Origin of the sequence: Archangium violaceum, from assembly GCF_016859125.1 — a bacterium.
Lineage (GTDB): Bacteria > Myxococcota > Myxococcia > Myxococcales > Myxococcaceae > Archangium > Archangium violaceum_A.
In genome coordinates this window covers 12,150,885-12,176,868 of record NZ_CP069338.1, presented here as the reverse complement: position 1 = coordinate 12,176,868, position 25,984 = coordinate 12,150,885, and the positions used below count along the sequence as shown (strand labels likewise).

16 protein-coding genes are annotated in these 25,984 nt (G+C 68.5%); 9 read left to right on the top strand and 7 right to left on the bottom strand.

Annotated features, from left to right (window positions below):
- Window positions 1-5: 5 nt before the first annotated feature.
- The 4 genes from JQX13_RS51360 to JQX13_RS51345 all read right to left on the bottom strand — a co-directional run bounded on the left by JQX13_RS51360 (window position 6) and on the right by JQX13_RS51345 (window position 3,088).
- Window positions 6-824: a MerR family transcriptional regulator gene (locus tag JQX13_RS51360; RefSeq protein WP_203406659.1), complete on the bottom strand. Its 819-nt coding sequence runs from the start codon at window positions 822-824 to the stop codon at window positions 6-8.
- 394 nt (window positions 825-1,218) lie between these two features.
- On the bottom strand, window positions 1,219-1,695 hold the full coding sequence (bfr, locus tag JQX13_RS51355; RefSeq protein ID WP_203406658.1) for a bacterioferritin: 477 nt from the start codon (window positions 1,693-1,695) through the stop codon (window positions 1,219-1,221).
- Window positions 1,692-1,928, bottom strand: coding sequence for a (2Fe-2S)-binding protein (locus JQX13_RS56720; RefSeq protein WP_203406657.1), 237 nt, complete (start codon window positions 1,926-1,928; stop codon window positions 1,692-1,694). Before JQX13_RS56720 ends, bfr begins: the two co-directional genes overlap by 4 nt.
- A gap of 236 nt (window positions 1,929-2,164) precedes the next feature.
- On the bottom strand, window positions 2,165-3,088 hold the full coding sequence (locus JQX13_RS51345) for a LysR family transcriptional regulator (protein ID WP_203406656.1): 924 nt from the start codon (window positions 3,086-3,088) through the stop codon (window positions 2,165-2,167).
- A 218-nt stretch (window positions 3,089-3,306) separates the two neighbouring features.
- Here JQX13_RS51345 and JQX13_RS51340 point away from each other — a divergent pair, with 218 nt between their 5' ends.
- Both JQX13_RS51340 and JQX13_RS51335 read left to right on the top strand, forming a co-directional pair.
- Window positions 3,307-3,966 (top strand): hydrolase, encoded by a 660-nt coding sequence (locus tag JQX13_RS51340; protein WP_203406655.1) that lies wholly within the window; start codon window positions 3,307-3,309, stop codon window positions 3,964-3,966.
- A gap of 63 nt (window positions 3,967-4,029) precedes the next feature.
- Complete coding sequence (locus tag JQX13_RS51335) at window positions 4,030-4,938, top strand: LysR substrate-binding domain-containing protein (RefSeq protein WP_203406654.1); 909 nt, start codon at window positions 4,030-4,032, stop codon at window positions 4,936-4,938.
- A gap of 10 nt (window positions 4,939-4,948) precedes the next feature.
- On the opposite strand, the gene JQX13_RS51330 is transcribed toward JQX13_RS51335, so the two are convergent.
- Window positions 4,949-5,158: an SDR family NAD(P)-dependent oxidoreductase gene (locus JQX13_RS51330; RefSeq protein ID WP_203406653.1), complete on the bottom strand. Its 210-nt coding sequence runs from the start codon at window positions 5,156-5,158 to the stop codon at window positions 4,949-4,951.
- A gap of 191 nt (window positions 5,159-5,349) precedes the next feature.
- Between JQX13_RS51330 and JQX13_RS51325 the strand changes: the two genes are divergently transcribed.
- Window positions 5,350-6,597, top strand: a complete 1,248-nt coding sequence (locus tag JQX13_RS51325; RefSeq protein ID WP_203406652.1) for a hypothetical protein — start codon at window positions 5,350-5,352, stop codon at window positions 6,595-6,597.
- 6 nt (window positions 6,598-6,603) lie between these two features.
- Here JQX13_RS51325 and JQX13_RS51320 read toward each other — a convergent pair whose 3' ends face one another.
- A complete protein-coding gene (locus JQX13_RS51320) occupies window positions 6,604-7,515 on the bottom strand; it encodes a sigma-70 family RNA polymerase sigma factor (protein WP_203406651.1) in 912 nt (303 codons plus the stop codon).
- Between the two features lie 109 nt (window positions 7,516-7,624).
- Here JQX13_RS51320 and JQX13_RS51315 point away from each other — a divergent pair, with 109 nt between their 5' ends.
- From JQX13_RS51315 to JQX13_RS51300, 4 genes are all read left to right on the top strand, one after another.
- Window positions 7,625-10,645, top strand: coding sequence for a serine/threonine-protein kinase (locus JQX13_RS51315; RefSeq protein WP_203406650.1), 3,021 nt, complete (start codon window positions 7,625-7,627; stop codon window positions 10,643-10,645).
- A 297-nt stretch (window positions 10,646-10,942) separates the two neighbouring features.
- Window positions 10,943-16,252: a trifunctional serine/threonine-protein kinase/ATP-binding protein/sensor histidine kinase gene (locus tag JQX13_RS51310; protein ID WP_203406649.1), complete on the top strand. Its 5,310-nt coding sequence runs from the start codon at window positions 10,943-10,945 to the stop codon at window positions 16,250-16,252.
- Window positions 16,253-16,329: 77 nt separating this feature from the next.
- Window positions 16,330-18,651: an AAA family ATPase gene (locus JQX13_RS51305; RefSeq protein WP_203406648.1), complete on the top strand. Its 2,322-nt coding sequence runs from the start codon at window positions 16,330-16,332 to the stop codon at window positions 18,649-18,651.
- A complete protein-coding gene (locus JQX13_RS51300) occupies window positions 18,648-19,958 on the top strand; it encodes an McrC family protein (RefSeq protein WP_203406647.1) in 1,311 nt (436 codons plus the stop codon). The genes JQX13_RS51305 and JQX13_RS51300 overlap by 4 nt, the downstream gene beginning before the upstream one ends.
- 53 nt (window positions 19,959-20,011) lie before the next feature.
- Here the strand turns inward: JQX13_RS51300 and JQX13_RS51295 are convergent, their stop codons facing one another.
- A complete protein-coding gene (locus tag JQX13_RS51295) occupies window positions 20,012-21,154 on the bottom strand; it encodes a zinc-binding dehydrogenase (RefSeq protein ID WP_203406646.1) in 1,143 nt (380 codons plus the stop codon).
- 159 nt (window positions 21,155-21,313) lie between these two features.
- Here JQX13_RS51295 and JQX13_RS51290 point away from each other — a divergent pair, with 159 nt between their 5' ends.
- Both JQX13_RS51290 and JQX13_RS51285 read left to right on the top strand, forming a co-directional pair.
- On the top strand, window positions 21,314-22,132 hold the full coding sequence (locus JQX13_RS51290) for a hypothetical protein (protein WP_203406645.1): 819 nt from the start codon (window positions 21,314-21,316) through the stop codon (window positions 22,130-22,132).
- A gap of 104 nt (window positions 22,133-22,236) precedes the next feature.
- Window positions 22,237-25,983, top strand: coding sequence for an annexin (locus JQX13_RS51285; protein WP_203406644.1), 3,747 nt, complete (start codon window positions 22,237-22,239; stop codon window positions 25,981-25,983).
- Window position 25,984 lies beyond the last annotated feature (1 nt).

The window sequence follows — 25,984 nt, the reverse complement described above, 5'->3', positions numbered from 1 at the left end:
CTGGCTCAGCGGATCAGCCAGGCCACCTCGGTGCGGTAATCGGCGGTGTCGTCGGTGTTGCTCTGTTCGAACAGGTACACCTCATAGGGGGGGCCCTGGGTTTCGTGGCCGTGTTCCCGGATCCAGTTCCAGACCGCTTCATAGGCTCCCTGCAGCCCGAAATCCCCGCCGCACTCCCCCCCATGCACCGTGTAGGCCGCCGTTCCTCCCGGGAGGGTCAGCACATCGAACCCTTCTGGAAGCAGCAGGGGTCCATCGATCGTAAAGGGCTGGCAGACCTCCACATCCCAGGTGTCCTCCCCCTCGCTCTCGAAGTACCGCACGATTCCTGACCCGGCCGGGTGGGCTCCCGCCTCTCTGAGAGCCGTGAGCAGCGCTGGCTGTGTGGCATCAATGAAGGCACAGGAATGCTCGGGGACGCAGCGGGCACGCCGGGTGATGCAGCGCTGGGGCAGTACTTTTTTGGTGTCCACCTGATACAGGGACCGCTCGGTCTGTATGAAGGCCCGCAGGTCGCTCAGGACCCGCTGGATGTCCTCCTGCTGGGCCTGCAGCTTTCGCTGCTGCTGCTGGAGCAGGCTGGAGAGCTCGGGTGCATGCCATGCCCTCAGGGCTTCCCGGATGTCCTCCAGAGACATGTTGAAGTCCCTCAGCCGGGTGATTCTGCGGGCGTCTTCCAGTTGGCTGAAGCTGTAGTAGTGGTAGCCCGAGAGGGGATCGGTATGCACCGGACGGAGCAGCCCCTGCTCGGCGTACACCCGCAGCGCCTTGCGGGTCAGGCGGGCTATCTGGGCGAAACGCCCACTGCGAATCAGGTCGCGCATACCGAATCTCTCCTGAATGCAGGCTAAGCGTGGCCCCAGGGGCCAGCTCAAGGCCCTTGTGCTCCCTCTTGTTCCTTCGGCGCTGCCCCCCCCCACTCGATTCCCGCCGCCTCCACTCATCACGAGGGGCGGCTGCCCTTCGCATGTCCGTGAGGCGAGTTCGATGAGGACCCGCAGTTGCCCGTGCTCCAACGGCGCGCGTTGGCCTATCTGGAGCGCGTCTCGGGTCCCCGGGGAGAGACCGTCCTGCGCGCCCTCTCCCGGGCTCGTGGCCTGTCCTTCATCGCCGTGCATGAAAGGAGGGCGGATGCGCGCGGGGCGCTCGCACGCGCTCCTGCTTCCGGGGGGGGCTTCGAGACGCGGCTGTCCTCGCCGACGCCCCGAACCGGCCCGATCAGCTCTCCTTCTTGATCTGCTGGGCGAGGTAGTTCGTCTCGCCTACCTGCTTCATCAGCTCGAGCTGGGCCTCGAGCCAGTCGATGTGCTCCTCGGTATCCTCGAGGATCGTCTCCAGCAGCTCGCGGCTGCCGTTGTCAGCCAACGAGCGGCACATCTCGATGCCCTCGTTGAGGCGCTTCTGCGAGCCGAGCTCCAGGTCCAGATCCAGGCGGAGCATCTCCGGGATGTTCTCGCCCACGTTCACCTTGCCCAGGCGCTGCAGGTTGGGCAGGCCATCGAGGAACAGGATGCGTTGGACGAGCCGGTCGGCGTGCTTCATCTCGCCAATCGACTCTTCGTAGATCTTCTTTCCGAGCCGCTCGTACCCCCAGTTGCTCGCGATGCGCGCGTGCAGGAAGTACTCGTTGATCGCCGTCAGCTCGGTGGTGAGGATGTCGTTGAGGAGGTCGATGACCTGGGGGTGGCCTTTCATAGAACCGCGGACACTAACGGGAGGGGGATGCCCGAACAATCCTCACGAGCAGCGGACCTGGCACAGGCCTCCTGCCGGGTCTCCTTGAGCAGCTGCGCCAGCTGGCCCTTACACCCGCCACACCCGGTTCCAGCTCCACACGCGCGTCCCAGGTCATCCACGGTCCGCACTCCCTCGGAAATCCGGGCTCGAATGGTCCGATCCGACACGACATGGCACAGGCACACGATCATACGAGGCTCGACTCACGACTGACCGCGACAAGCGGCGCTCATTCAAATGAGAATGATAATAAGTTTCAAAAACGCCCCGGTCAAGCCGCGCCCGGGGAGGGCTCCGACCAGGAGCGCACACCTGCGCCTTCATGGCCGCCGGCCCGGCTGGAGAGCAGGCGGCCCTGACAGCGCCAACGGCTCCACAGGGGCCCGTCCCCGCTCCGGGGGCCGTCAGGTGTGCCCCGTGAGCCCCCTCAGCACGCGGAGAGCTGCCGGGCCAGGCCCTGGCGTTTGAACGAGTCGAGGATGAAGTCCACGAACACGCGCGTCTTCGCCGGCAGCTGCTTGTGCCCTGCGTAGTAGAGCGAAATCGGGCCGATGTCGGCGTGCCAGTCCGGCAGCAGCCGCACCAGCCTCCCCGCCTGCAGGTGCGGCAGCGCGTTCAGCGTCGCGGTGAAGGTGATGCCCAGCCCCATCACCGCGCAGTGGGTGCACGCCTCCGGGTCATTGAGGAGCATGCGCGGGCGCATCTCGACGGCGACCTGCTCGCCCGCGCGGTTGCGCAACGGCCAGGAGCGGATGCGTCCGGTCTGCGGTGAGCGCATCAGGATGCCTTCGAAGTCCTTGAGGTCCGCGGGCTTCCGGGGCGGCTTGATCTTCGCCACATAGGAGGGCGCGGCCACCGCGATGATGTGCGCCCGGGCCAGCTCCCGAGCGGCCAGCCCCGTGGGTAGATCGAAGCCACCACCAATCGCCGCGTCGAAGCCCTCGTTGATGATGTCCACCGGCCGGTTGTCGAAGTGCCAGTCCGGGACGACGCCGGGATGGCGCGTGAGGAAGTCTCCTATCAGGGGCAGCACGAAGTTCTGTCCGAAGGCGGGAGACATGCTCACCTTCAGCGTCCCCGCGGGTTGTCCCGCCGTCATCGCCACGTTGGCGATGGCCGTCTGGAGCACTTCCAGCCCGCTGCTGGCCTCGCGCAGCAGGCGCTCTCCCGACTCCGTCAGGGTCAGCCCCCGCGTGCTGCGCTGGAACAGGCGCACGCCCAGGTTCGTCTCCAGCCGGGCGACGTTCTGGCTGACGGCCGCGGGCGTCAGCCCCAGCGTGCGTGCCGCGGCGGAAAAGCTGGAGGATTGGGCGCTGCGGATGAACGATTCCAGGGTGACGAGCGTCTCCATGGAGTGGGACCTTAAAGGCCACCCGGTTCGCTTTGAAGATCATCTTTAAAGTGATTCAGCGGACTGCCCGCTACTGCGGTGAGCGGCCCGTCGGCATTGTTCTCTCCATCAGCAACCCGGCGCGGTGCTGACGCCGAAACGCAGAGCCGCAGGTCCGCCCGTTGGCGCGGGCCGCGGCCTCCGCGATGACCAAACCCCGCTGTCACTGGAGAGTCACCATGAACGCCCCCCGTAACCCGAAGGCCGGTATCGACGCCCTGCTCTCGCCCGACAACTGCGCGCTGATCCTCATCGATCATCAGCCCTTCCAGTTCGCCGGCCTGCGCAGCCACGATTCCCAGACCGTCATCAACAACGTCGTGGGCCTGGCCCGTGGCGCGAAGCTGTTCAACGTGCCGACGCTGCTGACCACGGTGGTCGAGGAGCGCGGCGGGCTCCTCCTCAAGCAGCTCCAGGACGTCTTCCCGGAGCAGAAGCCCATCAACCGCACCTTCATCAACACCTGGGAGGACCCCCGCGTCATCGACTGGGTGAAGAAGACGGGCCGCAAGAAGATTGTCATGGCCGCGCTGTGGACGGAGATCTGCCTGGCGATGCCGGCCATCCACGCGCTCGGCGATGGCTACGAGGTCTACATCGTCACCGACGCCTCGGGCGGCGTTTCCCTCGAGGCGCACGAGGTGGCCATCCAGCGCATGGTCCAGGCCGGCGCGGTGCCCATCACCTGGACGGTCTTCACCTCGGAGCTCCAGCGGGACTGGGCGCGCGAGTCCACCGTGCCCGGCCTGGCGAAGCTGCTGGTGGACCACATGGGCAACGTCGGCACCAGCTTCACGTGGGAGCAGCAGTTGCTCAACACGCCGCATTCCAAGAGCTGAGGCGCGGCATCCCGGGGGCGCCCTGTGCGGCGAACGCCAGGGGCCCCGAAGGAGAACCGGACCATGTCCTTCACCCCGCTGAACGGGCTGCATTCCTTCGTCATGGTGGCGCGGCGGCGTGGCTTCTCGGCGGCGGCCCGGGAGCTGGGTGTCTCCGTGGCGGCGGTGAGCCAGTCGGTCCGGAGCCTGGAGTCCCGGCTGGGCGTGACGCTGCTGTACCGCACCACCCGCAGTGTCGCTCCCACCGAGGCGGGGCAGCGGCTGCTGGAGCGGAGCGGGGCGGCCCTGGAGCATGCACTCGACGGTTTGCGCGCGCTGGAAGCGCGAGGCGATGAGGTGGCGGGCACGGTGCGGCTGGCGGTGCCCTCGCTGGCGATGGAGCAGGCCCTCGCACCCGTCGTGTCCCGCTTCCTCGAGGCGTACCCGAAGGTGTCGCTGGACATCCAGGTGGACAACCGGCGCGTGGACATCGTGCGCGAGGGTTTCGACGGGGGAGTGCGGAGGGACGCCATTCCCCAGGACATGGCGCGGGTGCGCCTGGGAGAGCGCTTCCGCTTCCTGGTGGTGGGCGCGCCCGCGTACCTCGCCCGGCGCGGCGAGCCCAGGACTCCGGAAGACCTCCTCCTCCACGCCTGCCTGGGTATGCGCGAGGAAGCGACGGGCGCGGTCTCCCGCTGGAACCTGGAGTCCGGGAAACGCTCGTGGCGGCTTCCTGTCGTACCGATGCTGGTGTGCAACGACCGCCGGGCCCGGGTGGCCATGGCGGAGGCCGGCATGGGGCTCACGTACGAGCCCGAGCCGGGCGTCCTCTCCCAGCTCGAGCACGGCACCTTGCGAATCGTCCTGGAGAAGTACGCGGCCTGGGTGCCCGGCTTCTTCCTCTACTTCCCCAGCCGCGAGCAGGCGTCGCCCGCGTTCAGGGCTTTCATCGACATGGTGGACGCCCAACCCCCGCCCACCCGGGCTCGGTAGCGCCAGGGACTCAGGCGCGGCCAGCGAAGGCCCCGCCGCCCTGCGCGAGCATCTGCCGCGGCTCGTACTTCATGCACGGCCAGACGGCCCGGAGGTTGGTGTCCAGGACGGAGTCCCACTCCTCCTCGTCGAATTCGTGGAGGGCTTTCGGTGCGTTGGTGGTGCCCGCGTTGTTGAAGGCGAGGTCCAGCCGGCCGTAGTGCTCGACGGTGCCGCGCACGAGCGCCTCGACCTTCGAGGCCTTCGGTCACGTCCGTGCGGAGGGCGATGGCCTCACCGCCTTCCTGGAGGAGCAGCTCCACCGTCTCCGCGTTGAGGTACTGGGGGGCCCGGGCGTCGCGAAAAAGTGTGTTACAGCTCCGGTCGGCTGTCGTCCTCCTCGGGGAAACCTTTTCCTGGAGTGACGAACCCATGCGTACCGACAACCCGCCGCGGCTCCCCGCGCGCTTCGCTCCCCACCGGCGCCTCGCCGGCGGGACTCTTCTCCTCGCGCTGCTGTTCGCGTGTTCGCCCACCGAGGACTCCGGCCGTCCAGCGCCTTCCGACGGCCAGGATGCCGGTTCATCGTTCACCTGTGCCGAAGCCTGCGAGAAGGCCGTGGAGACCTGTCGGATCCCGCCGCTGGACGTCAAGGCATGCACCAACTTCTGCAATGGGCTCCCCGACTCCGAGCGCAACCTGGAGTGCATGCGCACCTCCACCTGCGAGGAGATCAAGGGCGGCAAGTGCGCCGTCGATGTCCAGGAGCCGTTCACCTGTGCCGAAGCCTGCGAGAAGGCAGTGGAGACCTGTCGGATTCCGCCGCTGGACGTCGCGGCATGCACCAACTTCTGCAATGGGCTCCCCGACTCCGAGCGCAACCTGGAGTGCATGCGCACCTCCACCTGCGAGGAGCTCGAGGGCGGAAAGTGCGCTCCGGCATGCACGCCGAGCTGCCAGGACAAGGTGTGTGGAGACGATGGCTGCGGTGGCTCCTGCGGCAGCTGTGGGTCCGGCTCCACGTGCGTCGACGGACAGTGCCAATCCACCTGCCCCGTGGGGAGCAGCCCGCAGGGGGGGCGCTGCGTGTGTGATCCGGGTTACATCCCGGGAGAGGACTGCTCCGGCTGTGTGCTCGATCCGGAGAACGACGGTTGTCCCGCTCATGCCTCACGCGTGAATGGCCAGTGCGCTTGCGACAAGGGCTACATGCTGAACGAGTCCGGCTGCGGGTGCGTCCCCCTGCCGCGCTGCACCAACCTGTATCGCTGCGCCTACAAGCATGTGCATTACGCGGACGGCAGCGGCGTCTCCTACAACGAGTTCACCTGGCTCGATCCCGTCCAGGCCCATGAGTCCGCGTATCAGGCCTGCCTGGTTCGCGAGCGTTATGGCGAGGTCTCCAATGTTCCCCCGGAGCAGCGCTGCCTCTTCCAGGGCTGCGCGAATGTCTTCTCCGAGTCCAGCTGCGCTGGCGCCAATCTCTTCACCTGCAGGTACAAGCACCAGCATTACGCGGACGGCAGTGGCATCGTCTACATCGAGAAGACGAGCAGCTCGCTGATGACCAGCCTGCGGGAGGCCTACGACACCTGCGTGAGCCACCAGATGTACGGGACGTCGACCGAGCTGCCGCCCCAGGAGGCCTGCAGGCTGATGGAGTGCCGGGTCTCCGGCTAGCGGGGCTCAGTCACCCTGGGTGCGCAGCACCCGCTCGAGGCTCAGGTCCACTCCGCTCTGGGCCATCCGCAGGATGCTGTCGAGCTGGGAGCCCTCCAGCTTCAACCGTTGGGAGAGCACGCTCCGGGTGCCTTCGAGCACCTGGCGGCGGGCGTCGGCGAGCCAGCGGGCGACGGAGACCCGGTGCACCCGGTAGAGCTGGGCGAGCTCCGCCGCGCTGAGCCCGTGGACGTACGTCTGGCGCAGCAGGTTGCGCTCCCGGGGGCCAAGCGCCTTCAGGGCCTCGCGGAAGGCGTCATTGAAGTGCGACCGGTAGAGCGACTTGAGGTGGGCCAGCTCGGGATCCTCCTCCGGGCTGGCCGCCTCCCAGGCCTCTCCCAGCTCCTCCAGCCGCTCGGGAGCTCCCGCGGCGCGGCGGACCCGGACCGCGTCGAGCATCTCTCGAAGGGCCACCATGCGAATCCAGTTCCGCAGCTCTCCGCGGCCCGCGTACTCGTGGATTCCCGGCCGCTGCTCCGGCCGCGCCACCAGCAACTTCTGCCATACGCGCTGGCGCAGATCCTCCCGGGACAGCTTGCCCTCGCCCGTCCGCGCCCACGCGGCGTCCACTTCGCGCCCATGGTGCTGCTCGAGCAGCGCGACGGCCTGGGCGTTCCCCATCGCGCATCCGCTGGCGAGGTAGAGATCGGCCGCCCGCAGCGAGTCCAGCGCTCGCGCGTCGGTCTCTTCCGACAGGCATTGGGCGACGTGCGCGAGGAAGTTCCCGGGGTCGAGCGAGAGGGTGGGCCAGGTGCTCTGGGCGGCCCGGAGCCATTCCCCCACGCACCGTTCGAGCTCCACCGTGGCGGGCAGCCCCTCGCGCAAGGAGGGTGGAAGCCGAGCGACGAAGCTCCGAACCAGGCTCTCGAGCGTGTCCATGCCGTCTACCGCTGTTCCTCCAGGCGCGCCGTGCCGGATGGCTATACCATCCCCGGCATCAGGGGGCGAGGCGCCGAATCCCCCCACGGCGTCTCCTCCCACACTGCCCATGTCCACCTGCCCCGACGAGAACCGCTGGGTCGAATTCACGGAAGGTCTGCTCGGTGAGCGCGAGTGCCGGGAGCTCGAGGATCATCTCGACCTCTGTCCCCGGTGTACCTCCCTCCTGGCGCTCTTCGCCCGGAAATCCGAGGCGAAGGAGCCCGGGCCTCTTCCCGAGCCAGACCTCCCCTCCGCCGGTGTGCCCTCGGAGGACGCCCTGCTCCCCGGAGGACGCGTGGGCCGCTTCGTGCTTCTCGAGCGGGTGGGCACGGGCGGGATGGGCATCGTCTACGCGGCCCATGATCCCCGGTTGGACCGCAAGGTCGCGCTGAAGCTCCTCCATCCCGCGCTCCTCGGCCAGGCCCGTGGCGGCTCCGGTCCGTCCCGGATGCTTCGGGAGGCCCAGGCCGCCGCGCGCCTCGCGCACCCCCATGTGATCACCGTCCATGAAGTCGGCTCGGTGGGCGATCAGGTCTTCGTGGCCATGGAGTTCGTCGACGGTGGCACCCTGTCGCGCTGGCAGCGCGAGGCGCCGCGCCGCTGGGAGGAGCTCACCGGGAAGTACCTCCAGGCGGGGCAGGGGCTCGCGGCCGCCCACCGGGCAGGCCTGGTGCACCGGGACTTCAAGCCCGACAACGTGCTGCTGGGACGGGACGGGCGTGTCCGCGTGGCGGACTTCGGTCTGGCGCGCGGCACCTTCCCGGACGTGCCGTCAGGGCCCGCTGGAGCACTCCATCCCCCCGTGTCGGGGCCGCTCACCCGTACGGGAGCGCTCCTCGGGACTCCCGCCTATATGTCCCCGGAACAGCACCAGGGGCGCGAGGTGGGCGCGCCTTCCGATCAATTCAGTTTCTGCGTCGCCTTCTACGAGGCCCTCCACGGAGAGCGTCCCTTCTCCGGGAGTGACTCCCCGGCGTTGCTGGAGGAGATGTCGCACGGGCGGATCCGGCCTCCTCCCCGGGGGACGGCCGTTCCGTCCTGGCTGCGGCAGGTGCTCCTTCGCGGACTGAGCTTCTCTCCCGAGCAGCGCTTCCCCTCCATGGAGGCCCTGTTGACGGCGGTCGAGCAGGGCCGCAAGCGGCGCGGGCGCCGGATGGCCCTCGCCCTGGGCTCGCTCGCGCTGGTGGCCGTGATCGCCGGAGGGGCCTGGGTCCGCACCCGTGCGGCGGCGCAATGCCAGGGCCTGGAGGCGCGGCTCCAGGGCATCTGGGACGCCGAGCGCAAAGCGCGCATCCGCGAACGTTTCCTCGCGGTGGGAAAGATCTTCGCCCAGAGCGCGTGGAGCCGTGTGGAACAGACGCTCGATGGCTACAGCGATACCTGGCTCGCGCTCCAGCGGCAGACCTGCGAGGCCCCAGCCCGGGATCGGACGGAGTGGGGCGAGTTCCTCGGAGCCCAGCGGGTCTGCCTCCGCGAGCGCCTGTCCGAGCTCGGGGCGCTCACCACCGTGCTGGCCGGGGCCGATGAGGAGACCGTCGTGAACGCGGTGCGCAGTGCCCTGTCGCTGGGACGCCTGGACAGCTGCACCGATGCCCGCACCCTCACGTCCTGGGTGAGGCCTCCTCGGGAGCCGGAACGGGCGGCGGCGGTGGAGTCGCTCCGGGGCGAGCTCGCCGAGGTGAAGGCCCTGCTGGACGTGGGCAGGTTCCACGCGGGGACGCCTCGGGCCGAGGCGGCCGTCGCTCGGGCCCGCTCGCTCGAGTATCGGCCCGTGCTGGCGGAGGCGTTGTTCCTGCTCGGGGTGGGCCAGGGCAACCTGGGCGACTTCCCGCGCGCCGAGGAGACGCTCACCCAGGCCGTGCTGGCGGCGCTGGCCGGAGGACACGACCGGGAGGCGGCCCGGGCCTGGACGTTGCTGGCCTTCATCGTGGGCAAGGGCGCCGAGCGCGACACCGCCCGTGCCCGCCTGCTGCTGCGCCACGCGGAGGCGGCCGGTGAGCGCTTCGGCGGAGATCCGGAGCTCACCGCTCGCCGGCTCACCTACGAAGGGGAGCTCGCCTTCGTGGATGGACGTTTCGAGGAGACGCTCGAGCGCTACCAGAAGGCGCTTGAGCTCCGCCGGCGATTCCTCCCGTCCCATCACCCGGACATCGGCACCTCCCTCACCGACATGGCCGGGATTCTCGGTCAGCTCGGCCGCTACGAAGAGGCCGTGGCGCTGTCCCGGAGCGCGCTCGCCAACCTGGAAGCGGCGCTGGGCCCCCATCATCCCGACGTGGCGTACGCGCTTCAGTCCCTCGGGTCCGCCGAGGCCGAGCTGGGCCGGAGCGAGGAAGCCCTCGCGTTCCACCAGCGTGCGCTGGAGATTTTCGAGAGCGTGTACGGCGCGGAGAGTCACACCGTGGCCGTTGCGCTGACGTATGTGGGAATCCAGAAAGGCAACCTGGGCCGCCACGAGGAGGCCTTGAAGGCTCACCGGCGCTCGCTGGCCCTCTGGGAGAAGCTGGTGGGTCCCGAGCACCCGGACGTGGCCACCTGCCTGCAGATGTTCGGGGGCGCCCTGCGCGAGGCGGGACGGCCCGGCGAAGCGCTGGAGGTGCTGCGCCGCTCGCTCCGCATCCGGCAGCGGAGCCTGCCCGAGCATGATCCGCAGTGGGGGATGCTCAACCAGGAGCTGGCCGCGACGCTGGTGGCGCTCGGCCGCCCTTCCGAGGCGCTCGAGGTCTACCGGAGCGCGCTCGGGGACCTCGAGCGGGCCTTGGGTCCTGAGCACCCGGACGTCGGCCGTGCCTTGACGGGACAGGGACGCGCACTGCTGGCGATGAAGGAGCCCCGTGCGGCGCTCGGTCCGCTGGAGCGGGCAGTGGCCCTCTGGGAGCGCACGAAGGGCAACCCGGGCCGGGTCGAGGCGGCCCACGCGCGTTTCGCGCTCGCCCGGGCGCTCACCGAGAGCGGGGGTGATACCCGTCGCGCCATCCTCCTGGCCCGGCAGGCCCGGGAGCTCTTCGCCGCACGAGCTCCGGCCGAACGTCACCCCCTGGAGGAAATCACCGGGTGGTTGCGCCAGCACGGGGAATCCATACCCTGAGTCATTCCCACGGGAGAGGGGTGCCCCGTGCCATCTACACGCGTGGCATGACCCGGGATGGGTTTGCGTGTCCTGGCGGTCCCTTTACTCGCTGAGAACCTGGCAGGACAGCCAGCATCTCCAGGCGGCACTCCGATGGCATGTTTCCTCGGCAGCGCTCCGGGGGCACGTCACGGGTGTCCTTTCCCGATCGAAGCGCGCCCACCCCCGAACGGATACGCTCCCGCGATCTGGCGCGGCGATGTCGTGGAGACCGCTTCTCGCCGACAAGGACACTCCTCGACAAGGACACTCCTCATGTTGAACATCCCGGGCTACAGGGTTGTTGGAACCATCCGAGCGACGGGCTCGAACGCGCTGTTCCAGGCCGTGCGCGAGGCCGATGGCCTCCCCGTCATCATCAAGACGCCGATGACTCCCTCGCCCGGCCCCAGCGAGAGCGAGAGGTACCGGCGGGAGTTCGCCATCCTGCAACGACTGCGAAACGTGCGCGGGGTGGCCACGCCCTACGCCTGTGAGCGGCTTCGCGACAGGCCCCTGCTGCTGCTGGAGCGGGTGCAAGGCGAGACCTTGTCCGAGGCCACGGGCCAGCCGATGGAGGTCTCCCGGTTCCTGGGTCTGGCCTTCTCGCTGGTCTCCACCCTGGGCGAGGTCCACTGCCGCAACGTCATCCACAAGGACATCAAACCCTCCAACATCATCGTGGAGCCCTCGGGTGAGCCGCGGCTCATCGACTTCGGCGTGGCCACGTTGCAGCAGGTGGAGCACCTGGATGCGGCCCCGACGAACTTGATCGAGGGGACGCTGGCCTACATGTCTCCGGAGCAGACGGGGCGCATGAACCGCACGGTGGACTACCGTACGGACTTCTACTCGTTGGGCGTGACGTTCTACGAGCTGTTGACCGGGCAGCGCCCCTTCCAGGCGAACGATGCGCTCGCGTGGTTCCACGCGCACATGACGCGGACGCCACGGCCACCGCACGAGCTGAACCCTCGGGTGCCGCTGGCCCTCTCCGCCCTCGTGCTCAAGCTGCTGGCGAAGGTGGCCGAGGATCGCTACCAGAGCGCCGAGGGACTCCTGGCGGACCTGGAGCGCTGCCGCCAGGCGCTGAGCCGGAACGAACAGGAGGTGTTCTCGCTGGGCACGCAGGACACGCCCAACCGATTCCAACTGCCGCAACGACTCTACGGGCGTGAAGCGCAGGTGTCCGCCCTGCTCGAGGGCTTCGAGCGCGTGGCGCGCACGGGCAGGCCGGAGCTGTTCCTGGTCAGCGGATACTCGGGGATTGGCAAGTCCTCGGTGGTGCACGAGTTGCACAAGCCCGTGGTGCAACGGCGCGGCTTCTTCCTGAGCGGCAAGTTCGACCAGTTCCAGCGGGACATTCCGTACACGGCACTGGCGCAGGCCCTCCGCGGACTGGTGCAGCAACTGCTCGCGGGGAGTGACGAGGAGCTCGCGCGGTGGCGTGAGCGGGTGAACCAGGCCTGGGAGGGGCAGGGCCAGCTGCTCGTGGACCTGGTGCCCCAGTTGGAAGTGCTGGTGGGCCCGCAGCCCGCGCTCCAGGAGGTGCCCCCCAGCGAGGCGCAGAACCGTTTCTACCGGGTGGTCCGCCAGTTCACGTCCGTGTTCGCCACGAAGGAGCATCCGCTGGTGGTGTTCCTGGATGATCTGCAGTGGGCGGACCTGGCCAGCCTGCGGTTGCTCGAACAATTACTCCTACAGCCGGAGAGCCCACCGGTGCTGTGGATGGGTGCCTACCGGGATAACGAGGTGAGCCCCTCGCACCCGTTGATATCGGTGCTGGAGGAGGTGCGCAAGGCAGGCGCGCGGATGACGGAGCTCCGCCTGGAGCCACTGAGCGTGGCGCAGTTGGAGCAGTTGGTGGACGATACGCTGCCGGTCGCGGACAGGGAGGTGGTCGTTCCCCTCGCGGCGCTGGTGCACGAAAAGACGGGTGGCAATCCCTTCTTCCTGCTGCAGTTCCTGGTGACACTCCACCAGGATGGCCTGCTGGTGCGCATGCCCGGCGGAGGCTGGCGGTGGGATGTCGAAGGCGTGCAGGCCCGGGGGTACTCGGAGAACATCGTCGACTTCATGGTGGGGAGGCTGCTCCAGCTCCCTCCTGGCACACAGCACCAGCTGCGGCTGGCGGCGTGCGCGGGCAATGCCTTCTCCCTCCAGCTGTTGGGTACCCTCTCCCAGACCGAGGTGGAGGTGGTGGAGCAGGAGCTCGAGCCCGCGCTCCTGGAAGGCATGTTGGTGCGCACAGGTCCGGAGCAGTACCGCTTCCTTCACGACCGCATCCAACAGGCGGCCCATTCCCTCCTCTCCGAGGCCGAGCGCAAGGCCGTCCACCTGCGCATCGGCCGGTTGCTGCTGAAGAGCCTGTCGCAGGAGGAAGTGCGCGAGTCGCTCTTCGACGTGGTGAGCCAGCTCAACGTGGGTGCGGACCTGCTCGAGGAGCCCTCGGAGCGCCACCACCTCGCGCGATTGAACGCCGAGGCAGGGCGGAAAGCGGAGAGCGCGGTGGCGCTCGGCCCCGCCATCACCTACTTCACGACGGCCTTCGCGCTCATTCCTGGAGACCCCTGGGAAACGGACTACGAGCTGACCTTCAAGGTGCTGTTCGCGCGAGCGAAGTGCGCGCACTTGAGCAGGAACATCGCCGATGCGCACCAACTGATAGAAGAGCTCATCTCCCGGGCGCGGACCCGCGCGGACACCGTGGCCGCCTACTGCCTGAGGAGTGACATCGGTCTCGTCACGGGCGACATCCAGGGGGCCCTCACCTGCCTGCTGAAATGCCTCAACGTGTTAGGCATGCCGCTCTCGCGGCACCCCACCTGGGAGGAGGCGATGGCCGCCCATGAGGAGGTGTGGGCGCTGCTGGGAAATCGTTCCATCGAGAGCCTCATCGACCTGCCACCCATGACCGATCCGGACATGAAGCTGGTGATGAGCGTCCTTGCCATGCTCTTCGGTCCGGCCTACTTCAGCGACAACCACCTGCTCATCATCAATCTCAGCAGGGTGGTTTCCCTCACCCTCCGCCACGGCATCACGGAGGCAGCGCTGGTAGGAATTTGTTGGTTCGGGGTGACGACCGGCGCTTTCTTCAAGCGGTACCGGGAAGGCGAGGCCCTGGGCATGCTCGCCTGTGAGTTCGTCGATCGGTACAACCTGTCCGACCGTCGGTCGAGGGTGGTCTATGGGCTGCTGGTCAGCTGTTACTGGGCCCGGCCTCTCCCCGCCGTGCATGAAATCACCCTCAGATGCTTCCAACACGCGCTCCAGGAAGGGGATTTGCTGAACGCGGGTTTCCTCTGCAGCACGCTCATCCAGAACCGCCTCGCCATGGGGAACAACCTGGAGGAGGTCTACCTGGAGTCGGTCGCGCACGGCGAGTTCTTGAGCAGGACCGGAATCCTGGATCCGATGGACATGCTCCTCTGCTGCCAGGCCTACGTGCAGCAGATGCGCGGGCACTCGCTCGCATTCAGCACGCTGAGCAGGGACGGCTTCGATACGCGGGCATTCGAGGCCAGGCTGACGCCTGATCGCATGGCCCTCATGCGGTGCATCTATTGGATCATCAAGCTCCAGTCGTGCTTCATGTGCGGCGCCCATGAGGAGGCCCGGGAAGCAGCGGACACGGCGGCCGAGCTGGTCTGGTCCATGATAGGCGGGATCTTTCTCAGGGAATACGGGCTCTATCGCGCCTTGACCCTGGCCGCGTGCTTCGAGAAGGCAACGCCGCGGGAGCAGCAGCGGCTCCTCGAGGACATCCGGCGTCACCAACAGCAGCTCGCGGAGTGGGCGGAGAACTGCCCCGAGAACTTCCACGCGCACGAGCGGCTGGTCTCCGCGGAGCTGGCCCGCCTCGAGGGACGGCCAGATGAGGCGACGCGCGCCTACGAGGAGGCCATCCGCTCGGCTCGCGAGAACGGTGCCACCCATTACATGGGACTGGCCTGTGAGCTCGCGGCGAACTACTGGCACACGCGGCAGGCCCCCATCGTCGCCCATGCCTTCGCACGCGAGGCCCATGCGGCCTACAAGCAGTGGGGCGCCCTGGGCAAGGTCCAGCACCTGGAGTCCCAGTGGCCGCACCTCGCATTCTCGGAATCCCCCAAGGATGCGCAGACCACCAGCAGTACGAACTCGACCCGGATCGACGCGCTCACCATCGTCAAGGCCCAGCAGGCCGTCTCCAGCGAGATCGTCTTGGAGAAGCTGGTGACGACGCTGCTGGGGGCCGCGATCGAGAACGCGGGAGCCCAGAGAGGAGCTCTGCTGCTGCCGGACGGGGAAACACTCTCCGTGGCGGCCATCTCCGATGCCTCGCCGGACGGTGAGCTTCCATGGACGCTCCTCGCCTACGTCCGGCGCACACGGGAGCACGTGCTCATTGGCGATGCCTCCAAGCCCCATCCCTTCTCGTCCGATGAGTACCTGAAGCGCGGCGGCTCGCGCTCGGTGCTGTGCCTGCCGCTGCTCAGACAGGAGCAATTCTCCGGAGCGCTCTACCTGGAGAACAACCTGGCCACCAACGCCTTCAGCCCGGCGCGCCTGGCACTCCTGGGGCACATCGCCTCGCAGGCGGCCATCTCCATCGAGAACGCGCGGCTGTATGCGGACGTGCAGCGCGCCAGGATGGAGCTGCGTCAGGCCAATGACGCCTTGGAGCAACGGGTGGAGGAGCGCACGCGTGAGCTCCAGCAGGCCCAGGCCCGGCTCGTGGACACCGCCCGCGAGGTGGGAATGGCCGAGATCGCCTCCAACGTGCTGCACAACGTGGGCAATGTGCTCACCAGTGCCGTCATCAACCTCGAGATGATGCGCAAGGCCGTGGGCAGCTCGCGCGTGGGCCGGTTGAAGCAGGCCTCGGCCCTGCTGCTGGAGAACAGAGAGGGATTGGCGGACTTCCTGACGAAGGATCCGCGTGGCAGCCGCCTGCCGGACTACCTGTCGGCGGTGGCTGACGAGATGATGCGTGAGCAGATGCGATTGATGGAAGACATGGATGCGATGGGCCAGCACGTCGAGCACATCCGCGCCATCGTCCAGGTGCAGCAGACCTACGCCAGGACCTCGCTGATGACGGAGGAGTGCGACCTGGCCCGGCTCATCGACGACGCGCTGAGAATCCAGCTGCCGGCGCTGCAGCGCCACGGAGTCACCGTCCATCGCACGCTATCGCCGGTGCCCAGGGTGCACGTGGACAAGCACAAGGTGCTGCAGATCCTCATCAATCTGATCAGCAACGCGAAGCACGCGCTGGACGGAGTACCCGAGGGGAAGCGCAACATGTGGGTGAGGCTGGCGGCGGAAGGGGGAATGGCGCGCATCCAGGTGGTGGATGATGGGGTGGGATTCGCACCGGAGATGAAGGGGAAGTTGTTCGCGCACGGCTTCACCACGCGCAAGGACGGCCACGGCTTCGGGCTGCACTCGAGCGCGTTGGCGGCGCAGCTCTTGAGCGGAAGCCTCATGCTGGAGAGCGAGGGTCCCGGCAAGGGCGCCGTGGCCACACTGGAGCTTCCGTTCACCGAGGCGTGTCGTGCACGGCAAGGCGCACACCTCACGGGGTCGGAAACAGGATGACGATGAGCACATCCCTCGGGGAGTGAGCCCGTGGTATCGAGCGTCGAGAGCAGGTCAATACCCAGAGGAGACCCTGCGTGCTCGATGAAAGGCTCATCCACGCGCTCAAGGAGACCGAGCGCAAGCTCGATGACGAGGGAAAGCTCCATTCGCGGGCACAGCTCGAGGGGTTCTACGCGCTCTTCCGGGAGCGCTTCGGTCCGGAGCGGCTGCGCAACCTGGACGGGGATGAGCTGCTGTCGCTGATGCACGACCACGGTCGGCGCGACGGGCTGGTGTACTGGCTCGAGTTCAAGGACGACGAGGAGTTTCCGGCCATCTTCGGGAGCATCGCCGGGGGGAGCGCGCTCAAGTTCGGCATCTACCGGCGAAAGGAGACGGGCGCCTGGATGACGGGCAGCCCCCACAACCAGCGAGAGCTCTCCCAGTCCGAGGCGATCCGGATCGCGCAGCGGCACCGCGATCAACTCCTCCTCGGCGCCAGGCTGCTCGAGCGGTTTCCGTCCGACGGGAGCGACTCGGACTATCTCCGGCTCCAGGAGCAGCTCGAGGCCGCGGCACCCGAGCTCGGCGACCTGTCCTGGAGTCACAAGTACTGGAGCCTGCTGTTTCCCGACAAGCTCGACGACTACCACAACGCCGACTACCAGCGGTTCCACCTGATGAAGCTCCTCCAGATTCCGCCTGGAGGCGAGGGGCGGTACGTGTGCGCGGGCCGTTTCGTCGCCCTCGCGAAGGAGCTCGACGTTCCCATGAACACCGCGACCCGTTTGCTCAAGTCGCGCAATGGCAGCCCGCACCGGTATTGGTGCCTCGGCACGTTGGGCGGGAGCGGGCCCACCGCGCACTGGCCCATGATGCGGGAGGGGAACTGCGTCGCGGTGGAAGGGCGGGCGCTGGGAGATCTCTCGGAGATGACCCCCGATCGGGATGGCTTGAAGCGACTGGGGGCCCTCCTGGGGAGCCACGGAGGACTGGCTCCGCGGCAGGGGACGGTGTCCAAGCAGCTCTTCTCCTTCGTGGTGAAGGTGCTCGAGGGGGACTTCGTTCTCGCCACGAGGGGAGAGCGGGTCCTGGGCGTGGGACGCGTCGAGGGGCGCTACTCCTATGAGCCCTCGTCGGACTTCGCCCACCGCCATCGCGTCAAGTGGTTGTCCCTGGACGGGTTTCAGCTCCCCGAGGGCATTGGCGCCGACTCGCAGACCCTGCTTCGCGAGGTGGACTCCTCCGAGAGCATCGTCGCCATCGAGAAGCACCTGTTGAGCTCCTCGGCGCCAGCCTCCACCCCCACGCCCAGGCCCGTGCCCAGGAGCGCGCAGGGCGGGTACCCGACCCCCAGCCTCCCCGGTATACACGGTCGTATCCAGGCCGTGCTGGAGCGCAAGGGGCAGGTCATCCTCTATGGACCACCGGGCACGGGGAAGACCTATCTCGCCGAGCAGACGGTGCGGGACCTGTCCGCGCACGCGGCCTTCGGGGCGCCCTTCGTGGCCCTCAACGCCGAGCAGCAGGACGCCATCACGAAGGGGACGGAGGCGGAGGGCCCGCTGGTCCGCATGTGCTGCTTCCACCCCTCGTATGGCTACGAGGAGTTCCTCGAGGGCTACCGGCCTCGGGATGATGGCTCGGGTGGGCCGATGCGCTTCGTGCTGCGCGACGGCATCTTCAAACGTCTGTGCCTGGATGCACAGCGCCGGCCCCACCTGCGCTTCTACCTCATCATCGATGAGATCAACCGGGGCGACATCCCGCGCATCATGGGCGAGCTGCTCACGGTGATGGAGAAGAGCAAGCGGGGCAAGCCCATCCTCCTGCCGATGAGCGGTGCTCCGTTCCAGGTGCCGGAGAACGTCTACCTCGTGGGCACGATGAACACGGCGGATCGCTCCATCGCGCTGCTCGACACGGCGTTGCGGCGCCGGTTCGGCTTCCTGGAGTTGATGCCGGACTTCACGCGACTCGGGAATGCCATGGTGGAGGGTATCCCGCTCGGCCCGTGGCTGAAGGCGCTCAACGCGCGCATCTGCGAGCACGTCGGGCGTGACGGGCGCAACCTGCAGGTCGGCCATGCCTACCTCATGGAGCGCGGAGAGCCCCTCACGGACTTCCACCCGTTCTCGCGCGTGGTGCAGGAGGATCTCATTCCGCTGCTGGAGGAGTACTGCTACGAGGACTGGGCCGCCCTGGAGAAGATTCTTGGCAACGGCCTGGTGAGCCGCAAGGAGCAGCGGGTGCGTCACGAGTTGTTCGATCCAGCCCGGCAGCCGGAGCTGATCCAGGCGCTCCTCGCTCCGAGCCCGGAGATCGGCTCGTCGGCGCCGGTGATCGCCTCGGAGGCGAGCGCCCGGGACCTCATGGAGGACGAGGATGGCGTCGGCACGGAGCCTGACGAGCCATGAGCCCCGCCGAGCTCTCGGAATGGCGGAGCTGGCCTCCGGAGGGCGGTCCGCGCGGGGCTCCCATCCATCTGGACGACGAGCCCGAGGTGCGCGAGCTGGCGGAGTACCTCGACCGGTGCCGCATGCTCCGGGTGTGGGATTTCAAGACGGGCCTGCGCCTCGAGGCGACGTCCTATGTGGGAACCCTCCGGCTCGGGAGCCTGCCCGTCATCATCCGCCCCAAGTTGCAGGGGGCGCAGCTCCTCTCGCTGCTGCGCTACGCCTACGGATTGCGGAACCTCAAGCTCTTCTCGGGACTGGAGCAGGGGACCTCCACCTGGGCGTTCCAGGATCTCCTCATCCATCAGCTCGAGGCGGAGACCCAGGAGCTCATCCGCCGGGGCCTGCATCGTGGGTATGTGCGCCGGGAGGAGGAGCTCGCGAGTCCCCGGGGAAGGATCGACCTGGGCTGGTGGATGCGGCACGCCGGCTCGGGCCGGGCGGCGCTGCGCTGCTCGCACCATCCCCGGCTGGAGGACCACCCGCTCAACCAGGTGCTGCGTGCGGGGCTCTTCCTGGCCCTGCGGCTCACGGACGACGTGGGGCTCCGGACCCGGCTCCACCTGCTCGATGCGCTGCTTCAGGGTGTTCAGCGCGTGACGCTGTATCCGTCGCTCCTGGAGCGGATCATCCGCGAGACCGACCGGATGACGGCTGCCTACCGGCCGGCGCTGTCCATCATCGGGGTGCTGCTCGACGCGCAGGGGACGACCCAGGAGGCGTCTTCGCGCGAGGTGGAGATCCCGGGGTTCCTCTTCGACATGAACCGCTTCTTCCAAGCGCTCCTGTCGCGGTTCTTGAGGGAGAACCTGCGAGACCTCACCGTGCGCGATGAGTTCCGCCTCGATGGGATGATGGCCTATGCCGCGACCCACAATCCCCGGAGGCGTCAGCCGCCCGCTCCGAGGCCCGACTTCGCCATCCTGCGGGGGCAGCGTGTGCTCGCACTGCTCGATGCGAAATACCGAGACCTGTGGGAGACGCAGCTCCCACGGAACATGCTCTACCAGCTCGCCATCTACGCGCTGAGTCAGGGCTCCACGGGGAGCGCGGCCATCCTCTATCCGACCATGGCCTCGAAGGCCCGGGAGCAGGTCGTCGAGATCAACGATGTCGTCCAGGGCGGCCGCCGGGCCACGGTGGTCCTCAGGCCCGTCCACCTCCACGAGCTGGCGGACCTGGTGAACCCACGTGAAGGCGTGGACGCCGAGCGTGAACGTGAAGCCTTCGCGCGCTGGCTGGCGCTGGGCGAACCGCGCGCGGCTTGAAGGGGGCCGCGCATGGCTGCTCTTCCGCCGCGAGGAGGGCGAGGTCCAGCGGCCTAGCGCAGGCCCTTGTTGGGATTGATCAGGTACTTCTTGCCGGTGGCGCGCTTGCTGTAGACGGCGATCATGTCGAGCCGCAGCGCCTCGGCCAGCGAGAGCTCCGCGGCGTAATGACTGGCGAAGGTGGTTTTCAGCTCGGCTGCCACCCGGTCACGCAGCTTTTGTGCGGCCTGAGGTCCGATCTTCTCCAGGAACGGTGTCAGCAGCCAGCCGCCCACGCCCCAGGCCATGCCGAAGTTGCCCCCGAGCTCTATCGGGCGTGGATCGAGCTTGCCGTAGATATAGACCTGCTTGTGGATCGTTGACCCGTAAGGACTGTAGGTGGTGGCGGTGCGGTTGGCTGCGGCCTCCATGCAGGCCAGGATCTGCCCGGCGAGCTGCCCGCCACCGGTGGCGTCGAACGCGAGCGTGGCGCCGGTCTCCACCAGGGCCCTGGTCAGATCCTCGGTGAACGTGGACGAGGTGCTGTCATACACATGGACCGCACCGAGGTCGCGCAGGAGCGCCACCTGTTCCGGGTTCCGGACGATGTTCACCAACCCGATGCCGTCCGCGAGGCAGATCTTGTTCAGCATCTGCCCGAGGTTGGAGGCGGCGGCCGTGTGCACCAGCGCCTTGTGGCCCTCTCGACGCATGGTCTCGACCATCCCCAGCGCCGTCAGCGGGTTGACGAAGCTGGAGGCACCCTCGGCCGGGGTCGCGTCTTCCGGCAGGACCAGGCAATGGGACGCCTTGAGCACCCGGTACTGGGAGTACATGCCACCGGCCAGCGCGGCCACGGTCCTGCCGAGCAGTTCCCGGGCATTGGCTCCCGCCTTGATCACCACGCCGGCGCCCTCGTTGCCCACGGGCAGGGACTTGTCCAGACGCGGCGCCAGGGCCTTCAGCAGCGGCTGCGGAATGGTCGCCGTGACAACGGGGCTTTCCGCCGTTCCTCCGGCCCGGGCCGTGGACATGTCGGCCGGGCCCAGCAGCAGGCCCAGGTCCGAGGGGTTGATCGGCGAGGCTTCGACGCGGATGACGACTTCGTCGGGAGCGGGGTCCGGGATCGCGACCCGCGCCAGCGACAACTCCAATTCTCCCTGGGAGCTCACCCGCGAGCGAAGTGCGAGCCCCTGTTCCTGCTTCTGGGTGTTCATCTGGATCTCCTCGTCTTGTTCATCGGAAGACGCTTCGTGGCGGACACCTTGGATGCGTCCGTCTCTTGTCGAGGGGGCCAGGTGAAATCAAGCGAGAGTCCGCTGGAGAGCCGCGATGGGCTCCCTCCCGGGCGGGCCCCGGGGTAGCCTGCCGGTGCAATGAGCCTCGTCACCCAGGGCCGCGAGCCGCGGCAGCAGATGGTGCTCCGGCCCCAGCCCGGATCGAAGCAGGTCGTCATCGCCACCCACTCCTCCGCCGTCACTGTCGAGACGGGTGGGCGCTCCGAGCCCGCGCCCCAGGTGCCCTCCACGCGGATGACGTTCATCATCCACGTCCAATCCATCACCCCCGAGGGCGATGTCCGTTACGACTTCACCCTCGACGCGGTGGACCTGCTCGTGGAGCCCGGCACCCTCCAGCGGAGTGTGGACGCGCTCCGCGCCAGCCTCGCCTTCATGCCCGGCCTCACCGGCAAGGGCACGGCGGGGCGGCGCGGCAACACGCTCGACCTCCACCTGCCCTCCAGCCTGGATCCCGCGCGCCGCAAGGAATTGATGGACCTGACCCGCGCGCTCCAGTTCGTCGGCAACGCGCTCCCCACCGAGCCCCTTGGCGTCGGCGCCCGCTGGGAGCAGCCCCTCTACGGCTCCGGCCCGGTGGCGGCCAGCGGCACCGCCAGCTTCGAGCTGGCCTCCATCCACGGAGACCGCGTCACCACCCGTTTCCTCATCCAGCAGACCTCGCGCGACCAACCCGTGCCCGCGGAGTACAAGACCCGAAGCGCTGGTGAGGAACGGATGCTGCTGCGCTCCCAGAGCAAGGGCGAGACGGTCTTCCGGCTGGACCGGTTGTGGCCGGCGCGCTGCGACATGGAGATGCGCGTCCAGGCCGACCTGTCCGCCCAGAAGGAGGACCCACCCCGGAGGCTGCGCCTCATCACCGACATGCGGTTGCGCCTGGAGGAGCAACCGGGCTGATAATTCTTCGATAATCTCCACCGCGAGACATATGGGCCGCACCTGGAGTGCGTCCGTGTATTCAAAGGTCCGCCACAACGAACCGTGCGCGGAGCTGGGGGCATATGCGAGTCAACGACGGCGCTTCTCGGACAGCAGGGGCAGGCGGGGCGGGACAGAGTTCGGCGGCGGCGGCGGCGGCACAGCGTGCGGCGGAAGAGGCCCGGCGTGCGGCGGAAGCGGCCCGTAGGGCGGCGGAGGAGGCCCGGCGCGCGGCGGCCGAGGCGGCTCGCGCCCAGGGACTGCAGGCGGCCCAGGCCCAGCAGCGCGCGGACGCCGCGGCGCGGAGTGCGCAGGAGGCCCAGCAGAAGGCGCAGGCGGCGCTCGGCGAGGCCCGCAAGCACAACCTCCCCCAGAACGAGCTGAGGGCCGTGGAGCAGTCGGCGGCGCAGGCGGCCACGTCGGCCCGTGACGCGATGGCGTCGGCCCGGGGCGCGAACAGCCGCACGTCCTCGACCAGCTCCTTCGTCCCCGCGTCCACGACGCAGCGCCCCATGGGCCCGCCGGCGCCGGCCACCACCCCCGGCTACACCCGTGAGCAGGCCGCCAGGGACGCCACGGAAATCTACCGTGCCACGAAGGGGGGCCTCACCGGCTGGGGCACCGAAGAGGACAAGATCTTCAAGACGCTGGAAGGGCGCAACCCGGCCGACATCGCGCTCATCCGCCAGTCCTTCAAGGAGCACTACAACCTCGACATGGACAAGGTCCTGCGCGAGGAGCTCGGCGGCGACGACCTCACCCGCGTCAACGGCATGCTGGCCGGCAACAAGGGCAACGCGGGCGCGGCCGCCATCCAGCAGCAGACGGGTTGGTTCGGCGACAAGGACGCCATCATCAGGACGCTCCAGCAGGCCACCCCCTCCGAGCGTCAGTCCATCGCCCGCTCCTTCCAGCAGATGTACGCGGAGGATCACCGCGACATCCAGGCCGCCACGCCCGAGGAGTTCATGAAGAAGGCGCTCGCCTCCGACCTGGACGGCGCGCAGGAGGCCCAGCTCGACAGCCTGCTGGCCACCACCCAGGCCACCGCGCCCGCGCAGGTGGCGCAGCTCGAGGCCAGCGCCGCGCGCAGCAAGGTGCATGACTCGCTCCAGGGCTTCTTCGGCCCCGACAGCCAGAGGGTGTTCGACACCCTCGAGGACCTGCCGCCCGAGCAGAAGGAGATCCTCCTGGCGGACACCGCCCTCCAGGCGGAGATGCAGCAGAAGCTGTCGAAGGAGGACTACACGCGCGCCCGCGGTCTGCTGGAGGGCAACTCCGCCGCCGCCAGCGCCGCTCAGATCAACAGCGCCACGCAGGGCTGGTTCGGCGCGGACAAGGACGCCATCCTCGACGTCCTCGAGAACACGAAGCCCGAGGACATGCCCGCCCTGAAGGCGGAGTTCCAACGGCAGACGAACCGCTCGCTGGAGTCCGAGGTGCGCGGCTGGGGTGGCGACGATGCCGCCGTGGGCCTGCGCTACCTCAACCCACCGGCCGCCAATGATCGGATGGGCCAGGCCCGCGCGGACGCCGAGCGGCTGCACCGCGCCATGGACGGCCTGGGCACCGATGAGGCCGCCCTGCGCGAGGTGCTGGGCAACAAGTCCAAGGCGCAGATCAACGACATCACCACGGCCTATCGCGAGCTCTACAAGAAGGACCTGCGCGCGGACCTCGACTCGGAGCTGGGTGGCCGCGACGAGTTCGAGGTCCTCGAGCAGATGTATGACCAGGGGGCCATCGACCCGAACGCCCCGGACGCGGCGCAGCAGCAATTGCAGCGGCTGCGCGAGCAGCAGCAGTTCGAGCAGAGCGGCGGCCTGGGCGTCATCAACACCCTCCAGACCTGGACGAAGGGCGAGTCGGACGCGGCGAGGTTGGATCGCAACCTGAACGCGGCGGAGGCGGCCATCTCTTCCGGCAACACGGACGCGGCCAACCGCCGGCTGGGCTACTCCACCGACGACGTCAAGGACGTGCAGGAGACGAAGGACAGCACCGCGGACATGGCGGCCACGGCCGCGGTGGCGGTGGTGACGACGGCGGCGGTGGTGGCCACGGGTGGCGCGGCGACGCCGCTGGCCGTGGGTGCCTACGCGGCGCTGGGCGCGGGCACCCGCATGGCGACGCAGGCCTACTTCAAGGGCGACGCGCTGGGCACCGACGGCCTGCTGCACCAGGGCGCGTTGGGCGCGGTGGAGGGTGGCACCGCCGTCATCCCTCTGCCCAAGGGACTGGGTGGTACGGGCACCGCCGTCGCCGCCAGCGAGGTCACCGAGCAGGCCGTCAAGCAGACAGTGGCCCAGCGGCTGCGCGGCACGGCCATCCAGGGCGCTTGGGAAGGTGGCGTCGGCGGCGCTACCTCCGGCGCGCTGGATCAGGCCATGCAGAGCGAGACGTGGCGCAACGGCGTGATGTCGGGCCTGTCGCAGGTGGGCCAGCGCGCGGTGGTGGACGGCACCGTGGGCTCGGTGTTCGGCGCGGGTGGCGGTGCGGCCATGGACGGCGTCATGCAGGGCGCGTCGCGGCTGGCGCAGCCGAGGGAAGTCCCCGTGGTGCGCAATCCCACGCTGGAGGGGAGCACCGTCCGCGTGCGCTACGGCGATGGTGGGCGCGTCCAGATTGAAGCCGGCCCCAGGGCCACGTCCGCGCAGATTCAAGCACACATGGAAACGGCCCGGACGCTGCAGAAGTACGAGGGACCGCTGGGACAGGTCCGCCAGCTCCGGGACCGCGCCATGCAGGCCCTCACCCGCCAGCCGGGCTATGGCACGCAGGGCTTCGAGTCACAGCTGGAGGTGAAGAAGCTCAAGTCCCTCATCAGCGAGCTGGAGGGCGTGCAGCGGAAGATCGACACCCGTCTGCACAGTCTGGACAACAGCACCCGGGTGCCGACGGCGGCGCAGCGCGCGGACATGGAGCGCGAGCTGGAGAGCCTGCGCAAGCAGCTGGCGACGCACGAGCAGCAGGTCAACTCGCTCGACCCGGCCCGCGGCTTCGTCGCCGCCGAGGATCTCAGCAAGAAGCTCGAGGGTATCAAGACCGAGCTGGCCCAGCGTCTGCCCGCCGAGCGGGCCAACGCGATGGTCAAGATCTCCGGCAAGATGGACTTCGAGGGCAATGCAGCGCCCCTCAAGGAAATCGAAGACGCCTGGAGCAAGGCCTATAGCCAGGCCTACGAGGAAGCGCGCCGGGCTGGGGACGCGCCGAAGGCCGCGGGGAATGCCGCTCGCCAGAAGGCGAAGGAGGCCGCGACCGTAGTCGCGAACGACGTCGCGACCAGGGCGGCCCGAACCCGTGCCGACAAGGCCCTGGCCGATCCGAGCACGTGGAACCTCCGCCCCGAGGACCAGCGCGCGCTGAACGCCTTCACGAGCGGGAGCCGCGGCATGGCCGCGAAGCAGCTCTCACCGCAGCTGAGCGGACTCCCGGTCGCGCAGATCGAGGCGCGGATGATGGCGGATGTCTCGGCGGGCCGCGCGACGCGCCTGCCCGACACGACGCTCCCCAACGGCAAGCCGCAGCAGGCCTACCAGTACAGCGATGGCACGCTCGTCCGGGTGAAGCCACAAGGCGACCAGTTCACCTCGGAGCCGAGCTACAGCATCGAGGTCCTCGCCGACGGGGTCCACACGGCGGTCGACCAGAACAGCGTGGCGTTCAAGCTCGACGCCAAGGGGCAGGCCGTCCCCAAGGGACCGGGAGTCGTGCCGAACCCGTACGACCGTGGTACGAACCCGATCCAGGCCAAGGCGTTCGAGCTGAGAATCGTCGAGGCCGGTCACCTGCGGTCCACCGAACCGTCCCCCACCAGCGGAGGCACCTGAC

Bases quoted from the DNA above. Each gene is read 5' to 3' on its own strand.
- JQX13_RS51360 (WP_203406659.1), bottom strand. From the start codon at position 824: ATGCGCGACCTGATTCGCAGTGGGCGTTTCGCCCAGATAGCCCGCCTG.
- bfr (WP_203406658.1), bottom strand. From the start codon at position 1,695: ATGAAAGGCCACCCCCAGGTCATCGACCTCCTCAACGACATCCTCACC.
- JQX13_RS56720 (WP_203406657.1), bottom strand. From the start codon at position 1,928: ATGATCGTGTGCCTGTGCCATGTCGTGTCGGATCGGACCATTCGAGCC.
- JQX13_RS51345 (WP_203406656.1), bottom strand. From the start codon at position 3,088: ATGGAGACGCTCGTCACCCTGGAATCGTTCATCCGCAGCGCCCAATCC.
- JQX13_RS51340 (WP_203406655.1), top strand. From the start codon at position 3,307: ATGAACGCCCCCCGTAACCCGAAGGCCGGTATCGACGCCCTGCTCTCG.
- JQX13_RS51335 (WP_203406654.1), top strand. From the start codon at position 4,030: ATGTCCTTCACCCCGCTGAACGGGCTGCATTCCTTCGTCATGGTGGCG.
- JQX13_RS51325 (WP_203406652.1), top strand. From the start codon at position 5,350: ATGCGTACCGACAACCCGCCGCGGCTCCCCGCGCGCTTCGCTCCCCAC.
- JQX13_RS51320 (WP_203406651.1), bottom strand. From the start codon at position 7,515: ATGGACACGCTCGAGAGCCTGGTTCGGAGCTTCGTCGCTCGGCTTCCA.
- JQX13_RS51315 (WP_203406650.1), top strand. From the start codon at position 7,625: ATGTCCACCTGCCCCGACGAGAACCGCTGGGTCGAATTCACGGAAGGT.
- JQX13_RS51310 (WP_203406649.1), top strand. From the start codon at position 10,943: ATGTTGAACATCCCGGGCTACAGGGTTGTTGGAACCATCCGAGCGACG.
- JQX13_RS51300 (WP_203406647.1), top strand. From the start codon at position 18,648: ATGAGCCCCGCCGAGCTCTCGGAATGGCGGAGCTGGCCTCCGGAGGGC.
- JQX13_RS51295 (WP_203406646.1), bottom strand. From the start codon at position 21,154: ATGAACACCCAGAAGCAGGAACAGGGGCTCGCACTTCGCTCGCGGGTG.
- JQX13_RS51290 (WP_203406645.1), top strand. From the start codon at position 21,314: ATGAGCCTCGTCACCCAGGGCCGCGAGCCGCGGCAGCAGATGGTGCTC.
- JQX13_RS51285 (WP_203406644.1), top strand. From the start codon at position 22,237: ATGCGAGTCAACGACGGCGCTTCTCGGACAGCAGGGGCAGGCGGGGCG.